The sequence below is a fragment of the Micromonospora sp. NPDC048907 genome (assembly GCF_055586885.1).
Window position 1 is genome coordinate 923,545 of the sequence record NZ_JBVJHI010000003.1, and the last position, 6,623, is coordinate 930,167.

The following is a 6,623-nucleotide window of genomic DNA, read 5'->3' on the forward strand; positions in this document are numbered from 1 at the left end:
TCCAGGTCAGGTCAGGTCGAGCTTGAGCACCGGCCGGGCGGTGAGCGACTTGGAGTTCTCGTAGGCCAGCTCCATCACCGGGTCGGTGAAGGTGATCGGGATCGGCGAGGTGATCGGGAGCCCGTCGGGGAACGGCAGGTCCGGGGTGAGCGTGATCTTGATGCCGAGCAGGTGCCCGACGAAGCGGGTGGCGTAGAAGACGACGTCGCCCTCGACGGTGAGCCGGTCGGTGACGTACCGCTGCTTCTTGCCGGCCGGGCCGGTGGCCAGGAGGGTGAAGTCGTCCGTCACGGCCTTGTCCATGGTGAACTTCAGGCACTTGAGCGTGCCGTCCCGGGTGGGCAGCTCGACGATCCCCTCGAACCGCAGCCCGGTCATGGTCACCTTGGACCCGGTGAGCTTGGACGGCGGGTCCGCGACCATGGGCTGGTCCGGGTCGGCGGCCAGCTTCGGCAGCGGCTTGCCCTCCTCGACCGGCTTCGGCTTGGTGGGCGCCGGGCTGTCGCAGTCGGCGTCCGGCTTCGCCGGGGTGGACGGCTTCGTCGTGGCGCTGCCGCTCGGCTTCGGCGTGGCGGTGCCGGTCGCGGTGGCCGCCGGCGCGGCGGCCGCGGCCGGGGCGGTCGAGGTGCTCGGGCTTGGCGAGGGCTCGGGGTCGTCGCCCCCGGTGAACAGGTCGGTGATGCCGTCGACGATGTCGGTCAGCAGGTTGCCGTCCGAGTCCTTCTGCTCCTCGGCCGGCGCGGTGCTCGGGCTGGCCGAAGCGGACGCCGACGCCGACGCCGACGCGCTCGGGCGCGGGGCCGGGGCGGTGGCCGTCGGGCAGGCGGCCGGCGCCGCGACCGCCGGTTCCTGACCGCGGATCGCGAACAGGCCGGCCGCCGAGACGGTGGCGACGACGAACAGGATCGCGTACGCCCTGGGGTCCCGGTGCCCGCCGCCGGACGGCGTGTCCGGTCCGACCGCAGGCAGCACCTGGGTGCTGTCGGTGGCGCCGGGCGGGTCCGCCGGAGCGGCCTCGCGCAGCGGGTTACGCGGCTCGGGCAGGGTGTCGGTCAGGACCCCGGTCGTCTCGTCCTCGCGCTGCCGGGGCAGCAGTTCGTCGACGAGGGCCGGCTCCGGCTTCCCGGCCGTGTCGTCGTCCTCCACCGGCTCCACCGGCTCGGCGGGCTCGGCGGCTGGCTGCTTCCGCGGCACCCAGGCGAACCCGAGGGCGCTGCCGACCATGCCGAGCAGCAGGCCGATGAAGAAGCCGCCGAGGTTCACCCCGATCATCGAGTAGAGCGCGGTGACCGCCGCGACCACCGAGTAGAACATCCGCTGCTGCGGGCTGAACCAGAGCAGCATGCCGCAGGCGAAGAGGATGGCCGGGATCAGCCAGGACAGGAAGCCGGTGGGCCCCATCTGGAAGGTGAGGCCGTTGAGGCTCATCTGGGTGGTGCCGAAGATCTCCAGGCCGGCCAGTGCGGTGAAGAGCCCGCCCCAGAACGGCCGCGTCCGCCGCCACCGGCGGAAGTCGCGCCACGCCTGGCCGGCCCGACCGGGCCTGGCCTGCTGCGTATCGGCGGTTGTCACGTACTCCTCCTGGCGGTGCTGACGGCGTGAGACAAGGACGAGGCCCGCGGAGGGCGCCCTCCGCGGGCCTCGACATCAGATCAGAAGCATTCCTTGGCGTCCTTGCCCACGTTGACCTTCAGCTTCAGGCCGTTGAGGGTGAAGACACCGGCGCTGGTGGACCGGGCCACCTGCTCCAGGTCGGTGATGGTCACGACGTCCGCGCTCTGCCCGAAGGCGCCGGGCTGGCCCTTCTTCGGGTTGAGCTCGTTGGCGTCGCGGCCGATCTGGATGTTCTCGAAGGTGGCGTTGCCCTCGAGCGAGTCCATGTCGATCAGCAGGTTGGTGGCGGTCGCCGGGTTGCCACCGCCGCCGGCGTTGATGGTCAGCACGATCGGGATGCCCGGAAGGCTGGCGTTGACCGACTGGCAGAGGTCGTACAGCTTGGCGTCGGCGATCTCGGAGACGGCCACCGGGTGCTTGGTGTGGTCCGCCTGCTCGACCATGCCGCCGTACTGCTTGAAGCCGTTGCCCTCCAGCTTCGAGGCGCCGACCTTGAAGGTCTGGCCCGAGACGGCGAACGAGGCCGCGATGGCGCCGTTGGCCATGCCGAGCACGATGCCGCCGGCCACGACGGTGGCGGGCACCATCATGGCGGCGAACCGACGCCAGCGGGTGCCGCCACTCATCTGGCGGTTCTCCGATTCACTCACAAGGTCCTCCTCGACGGGGGGTGCGTCACCGGCGCGGGACGCGACGCGGGACGGGGGAAAGCTGCGGGGCGGCGCGGGCCGTTGTGCCGACGGACGCGCGGTACGCGGATTGGATGCTCTCGCGAAGCGACACACCTCACAAGTCCCTTGCTACTGACGGGTAACACAGCCGTGGTATCAAGATCGCCCACGGTTACCAACGGTTAACATCCCGACAGCAAAGGGCTCAGGGCAAAACGGCCCTATTACGACAGGAAGACAGCGACGTTTCACCTGTGGTAGCCGTCACGGACGTACATCACAGTTCGGTAACGGGCAGCTGACAGACCGCTGAGGGTGATGCCCCGTTCACCCGTCCGGCCGGCCCGGCTGGCCGGACGGCGGGCCGTCAGCTCCGGCCGTCCAACCAGGATCCGAGCAGATGATGGTCGATCGAGTCGATCCGACCCAGCGGGCGCCCCGCCGCCACCCGCTCCCGCAGCTCCGCCCGCGTGAACCAGCGGGCGTCCACCAGCTCATCGCCGTCCACCCGCACGTCCGTCGAGGCGGCCGTCGCGCGGAAGCCCACCATCAGCCCGGCCGGGAACGGCCAGGCCTGCGAACCCTGGTACGCCACGTCGACCACCGCCACGCCCGCCTCCTCGGCCAACTCCCGGCGGACCGCGTCCTCCAGGCTCTCGCCGATCTCCACGAAGCCCGCCAGGGTCGACCAGGAGTCCTCCGCCGCACCCCGGTGCCGGGCCAGCAGGCAGCGCTCCGGCTCGCCGGGCGCCTCGACCAGCACGATGACCGCCGGTTCGATGCGGGGGAAGTGCAGCCGGCCGCAGCCCGGGCCGGTGCAGGACCGGGTGTGCCCGCCGTGGCCCGCCACCGTGGCCGCCCCGCAGCCGCCGCAGAACCGCTGGCCCCGGTGCCAGTGCAGCAATCCCTTCGCGTACGCCTGGACGGCCGCCTCGGCCGGCCCCAGCCCGCCCACCAGCGCCCGCACGTCCACCGCCTCGGCCGCACCGGCCAGCTCGCACGCCTCGGCCTCGCCCAGGCCGGACAGGTCCACGGCGAACACCGCCCGGCCCGTGTCCAGTCCGAGGAACACCGTCTCGCCGGCGGCGGCGCGCAACCCGGCCGCCCCGCCCGCGGAACGGCGCACCGGCAGCCGGTCGGCCGAGACCAGGCACCGGTCCCGCCACAGCGGCAGCAACTCGGTCTGCGGGTCGCTCAGCCGGGCGGCGACCCACCCCGGGTCGGCGCGCAGCGCCCCTGCCCGGTCCAGCCAGCCACCGCCGTACGCCTGGGTCCGCTCATCCGTCCGCACCCGGCCACCGTCCCACGAATCCGGACCCGCGCGGGGGCCCGCCGGGGGTGATGACGGCGACACCGGGGTACGGCGGGCGCGGCGCCCCGACGACCCCCCGGGGCGGAGACTCCCGGCCGGCTCGGGCGTTGGTTACCGTAGGTGTCTCCCGCGGGGGAAGCGGTCCCCGCGTGGTACTTCCGATCGAGGTTGCTGTGACGCTGTACGGCGAAAAGGTGCATTCCGCCGACGACCGGCCCACCGTGAAGGTGACCGCGGTGAGCTGGCCGGACGTCGAGCCGGAACCGGTCGCCGCACCCGCCTCGGGCGGGCCCGGGAAGCCGGGGCGGTCCGGGCGGCGGATGCTGCTCGCGGGCGGGATCGTCGCCGCCGTGCTGGCCGCCGGAACCGGTCTCGGCACCTACGCGTACGCCGGCGACGTGCCCCGGGGCACCACGGTCCTCGGCGCCGAGCTGGGCGGCCGGAGCCGGGCCGAGGCGGCCCGGGCGCTCCGCGCCGAGCTGGCCCGCCGGGCCGCGACGCTCAACGCCCCGGTCGCCGTCACCGTCGGCGAGAAGAGGGCCGAGCTGAAGCCGGCCGACGTGGGGCTCGCCATCGACGTGGACGCCACCGTGGCGGCGGCGGCCGCCGCCGAGGCGCACCCGGTGAGCCGCCTCGTCGGCTCCCGCACGGTCGAACCGGTGGTGACCGTCGACACCGCCCGCCTGGATGCCGCGCTGCGCACGGCCATGGGCGACCAGGGCCGCGAGATGACCATGCCCGCCATCATCTTCACCGGCACCACCCCCAAGCCGGTCTACCCGAAGCCGGCGCTGACGGTCGACACGGCCGGCGCGGCCCGCGTCGTGACGGCCGGCTGGCTGGCCGGGGAGCCGGTGACCGTGCCGCTGGTCGAGAAGTGGCCGGCCACCACCCGTGAAGAGGTCGACCAGCTCCTCACCGAGCTGGCCCGTCCCGCCGTCGCCGCGCCCGTCACGCTGACCACCGACGGCGGCAAGGTCACCATCCCGCCCGCCGCCATCGCCCGGGGCCTGCGCTTCACCGCCGACGACACGGGCAGGCTGACCGCCCGCGTCGACGTGAAGCGGCTGCGGGCCGCGCTCGGCGACGGGCTGGCGAAGCTGGAGGTCGCGCCCAGGGACGCCGGGCTGACCATCAGCGGCGGCAAGCCGAAGGTGGTGCCCGGCCGGGCCGGCCGGCAGGTCGACGCGGCAGCGCTCGGCCGGGACCTGCTCGCCGTGCTGCCGAAGGCGGACGGCCGGACGGTGACCGCGGCGTTGAAGCCGGCCGAGCCCGAGCTGACCGAGGCCAAGCTCGCCGAGCTGGGCATCAAGGAGCGGGTCTCCACCTTCACCACCCGGTTCCCCGGTGGTCTCTCCTCGCCACGCAGCCAGAACATCGTGCAGGCCGCAAAGGACGTGGACGGCGCCATCGTGCGGCCGGGGGAGACCTTCTCGCTCAACGGCCACACCGGTGAGCGCGGCTACGACCAGGGCTACAAGGACGCGCCGACAATCGTCGGCGGCAAGCTCGTACCGGGCGTGGGCGGCGGGGTCTCGCAGTTCACCACGACGCTCTTCAACGCCAGCTACTACGCCGGGCTGGAGGACGTGGAGCACAAGCCGCACTCGTTCTACTTCAACCGCTACCCCGCGGTCATCGAGTCGACCATCTACTGGCCGCAGCTGGACTTCAAGTTCCGCAACAACACCCCGTACGGCGTCCTGATCGACACGTCCTACACGGCCAGCACGATCACCGTGTCGATGTGGAGCACCAAGATCTACGACAGCGTCAAGACGGAGTACGGGCCCCGCCGCAACATCACCCAGCCCAGGACGGTCTACCTGGACCCGGGCCCGGACTGCATCTCCGCCGCCGGCAGCGTCGGCTTCGCCCAGGACGCCTACCGCGTGATCAAGAAGGACGGCAAGGTGGTGAAGCGGGAGAAGTTCAGCTGGCGCTACGACCCCGAGCCGCGCTTCATCTGCGCCAAGCCGCCCGCCTGACGCCCGCCGGACGCACGGCAAAGCCCCGCCGGCCACATCGCCGACGGGGCTTTGCCCTGTCGTACGCCCGCTCAGGGCCGCGCCGCGGCCAGCCCCTGCCGTACGCCGTCCGCGTCGCGGTCGGTGCCGTAGACCGGGGTGCCCGGCTGCTGGCGCCAGCTCTCGTCGAGCGTGCCGGCGTCCACCGGGTCGAAGCCCAGCTCGTCCACGAGTTCCATGACCAGCCGCTTGGCGTCGGCGTCGTCCGCGGCCACCGGCAGCCCGATGCGGTCGGGCGTGCCCGCCGGCTGCCCGCGGTCCATCAGGTACGCGGCCTGGATGTTGTTGAAGACCTTCACCACCCGGGCGCCCTTGAGGTGGTCGGCGGTCCACCGGCTGGAGCTGAGGCTGCGGTCGAGCAGCTCGGGGATGTCGCCGTCCCGCTCGGGGTAGTAGTTGTCCGCGTCGACGACCAGCTTTCCGTCGAAGAGCGCCGCCGGCAGCTCCGGCACGGCCCTGAGCGGGATGGCGATGACGACCAGCTCCGCGCCCTGGACGGCCTCCTCCAGGGTGCCGGCCGTGGCACCGGTCTCCGCGGCGAGGTCGGCGAGGCTCTGCGGCCCACGTGAGTTCGCCACCGTGACGTCGTGGCCCAGCGTGCGCAGCCGCCGGGTGAGGGTGCCTCCGATGTGCCCCGACCCGATGATTCCGATCTTCATGACCACTCCTGCCTCCGCCAGCGCCTGGCGGTCAGTTCCGGCCGAACCATCAGCAGGTACCCCCACCGGTCCGCCCCGATCACGAACGGCGGGTACACCACGTCACGTTTTCCGCCCGCCTGCCGGGGCAGGCGGGGGCGGTTCCCGCACCGACGGTACGAGACGCGGCGGCGTGCCCGGGGCGATTCACGGAAGCGCGCCACAAACGCAGTCAGGGCCACCCCGAAGGGTGGCCCTGACTGGAAGATTGTCCGGCGGTGTCCTACTCTCCCACACCCTCCCGAGTGCAGTACCATCGGCGCTGGAGGGCTTAGCTTCCGGGTTCGGAATGTGACCGGGC

General features: G+C 72.7%; 5 protein-coding genes and 1 rRNA gene. 1 reads left to right on the top strand and 5 read right to left on the bottom strand.

Annotation, left to right across the window (positions count from 1 at the left end):
• Nucleotides 1-6 precede the first annotated feature (6 nt).
• The 3 genes from ACZ6PY_RS13880 to nudC form a co-directional block, all read right to left on the bottom strand.
• Nucleotides 7-1,572, bottom strand: a complete 1,566-nt coding sequence (locus ACZ6PY_RS13880) for a DUF6114 domain-containing protein (RefSeq protein ID WP_466072017.1) — start codon at nucleotides 1,570-1,572, stop codon at nucleotides 7-9.
• Between the two features lie 80 nt (nucleotides 1,573-1,652).
• Nucleotides 1,653-2,240, bottom strand: a complete 588-nt coding sequence (locus ACZ6PY_RS13885; protein WP_466072094.1) for a DUF6230 family protein — start codon at nucleotides 2,238-2,240, stop codon at nucleotides 1,653-1,655.
• 412 nt (nucleotides 2,241-2,652) lie between these two features.
• Nucleotides 2,653-3,576, bottom strand: coding sequence for an NAD(+) diphosphatase (gene nudC, locus ACZ6PY_RS13890; RefSeq protein ID WP_466072019.1), 924 nt, complete (start codon nucleotides 3,574-3,576; stop codon nucleotides 2,653-2,655).
• 194 nt (nucleotides 3,577-3,770) lie between these two features.
• On the opposite strand from nudC, the gene ACZ6PY_RS13895 reads away from it, so the two are divergent.
• Nucleotides 3,771-5,585, top strand: a complete 1,815-nt coding sequence (locus ACZ6PY_RS13895) for a VanW family protein (RefSeq protein WP_466072021.1) — start codon at nucleotides 3,771-3,773, stop codon at nucleotides 5,583-5,585.
• 71 nt (nucleotides 5,586-5,656) lie between these two features.
• Here the strand turns inward: ACZ6PY_RS13895 and ACZ6PY_RS13900 are convergent, their stop codons facing one another.
• A complete protein-coding gene (locus tag ACZ6PY_RS13900) occupies nucleotides 5,657-6,283 on the bottom strand; it encodes an NADPH-dependent F420 reductase (protein WP_466072022.1) in 627 nt (208 codons plus the stop codon).
• A gap of 249 nt (nucleotides 6,284-6,532) precedes the next feature.
• Nucleotides 6,533-6,623: ribosomal RNA gene (gene rrf / locus ACZ6PY_RS13905) — 5S ribosomal RNA — on the bottom strand; the annotation flags it as partial.

What these genes read in the sequence shown, in the direction of transcription:
- ACZ6PY_RS13885 (WP_466072094.1), bottom strand. Translation starts at nt 2,240, where the DNA reads ATGAGTGGCGGCACCCGCTGGCGTCGGTTCGCCGCCATGATGGTGCCC.
- ACZ6PY_RS13900 (WP_466072022.1), bottom strand. Translation starts at nt 6,283, where the DNA reads ATGAAGATCGGAATCATCGGGTCGGGGCACATCGGAGGCACCCTCACC.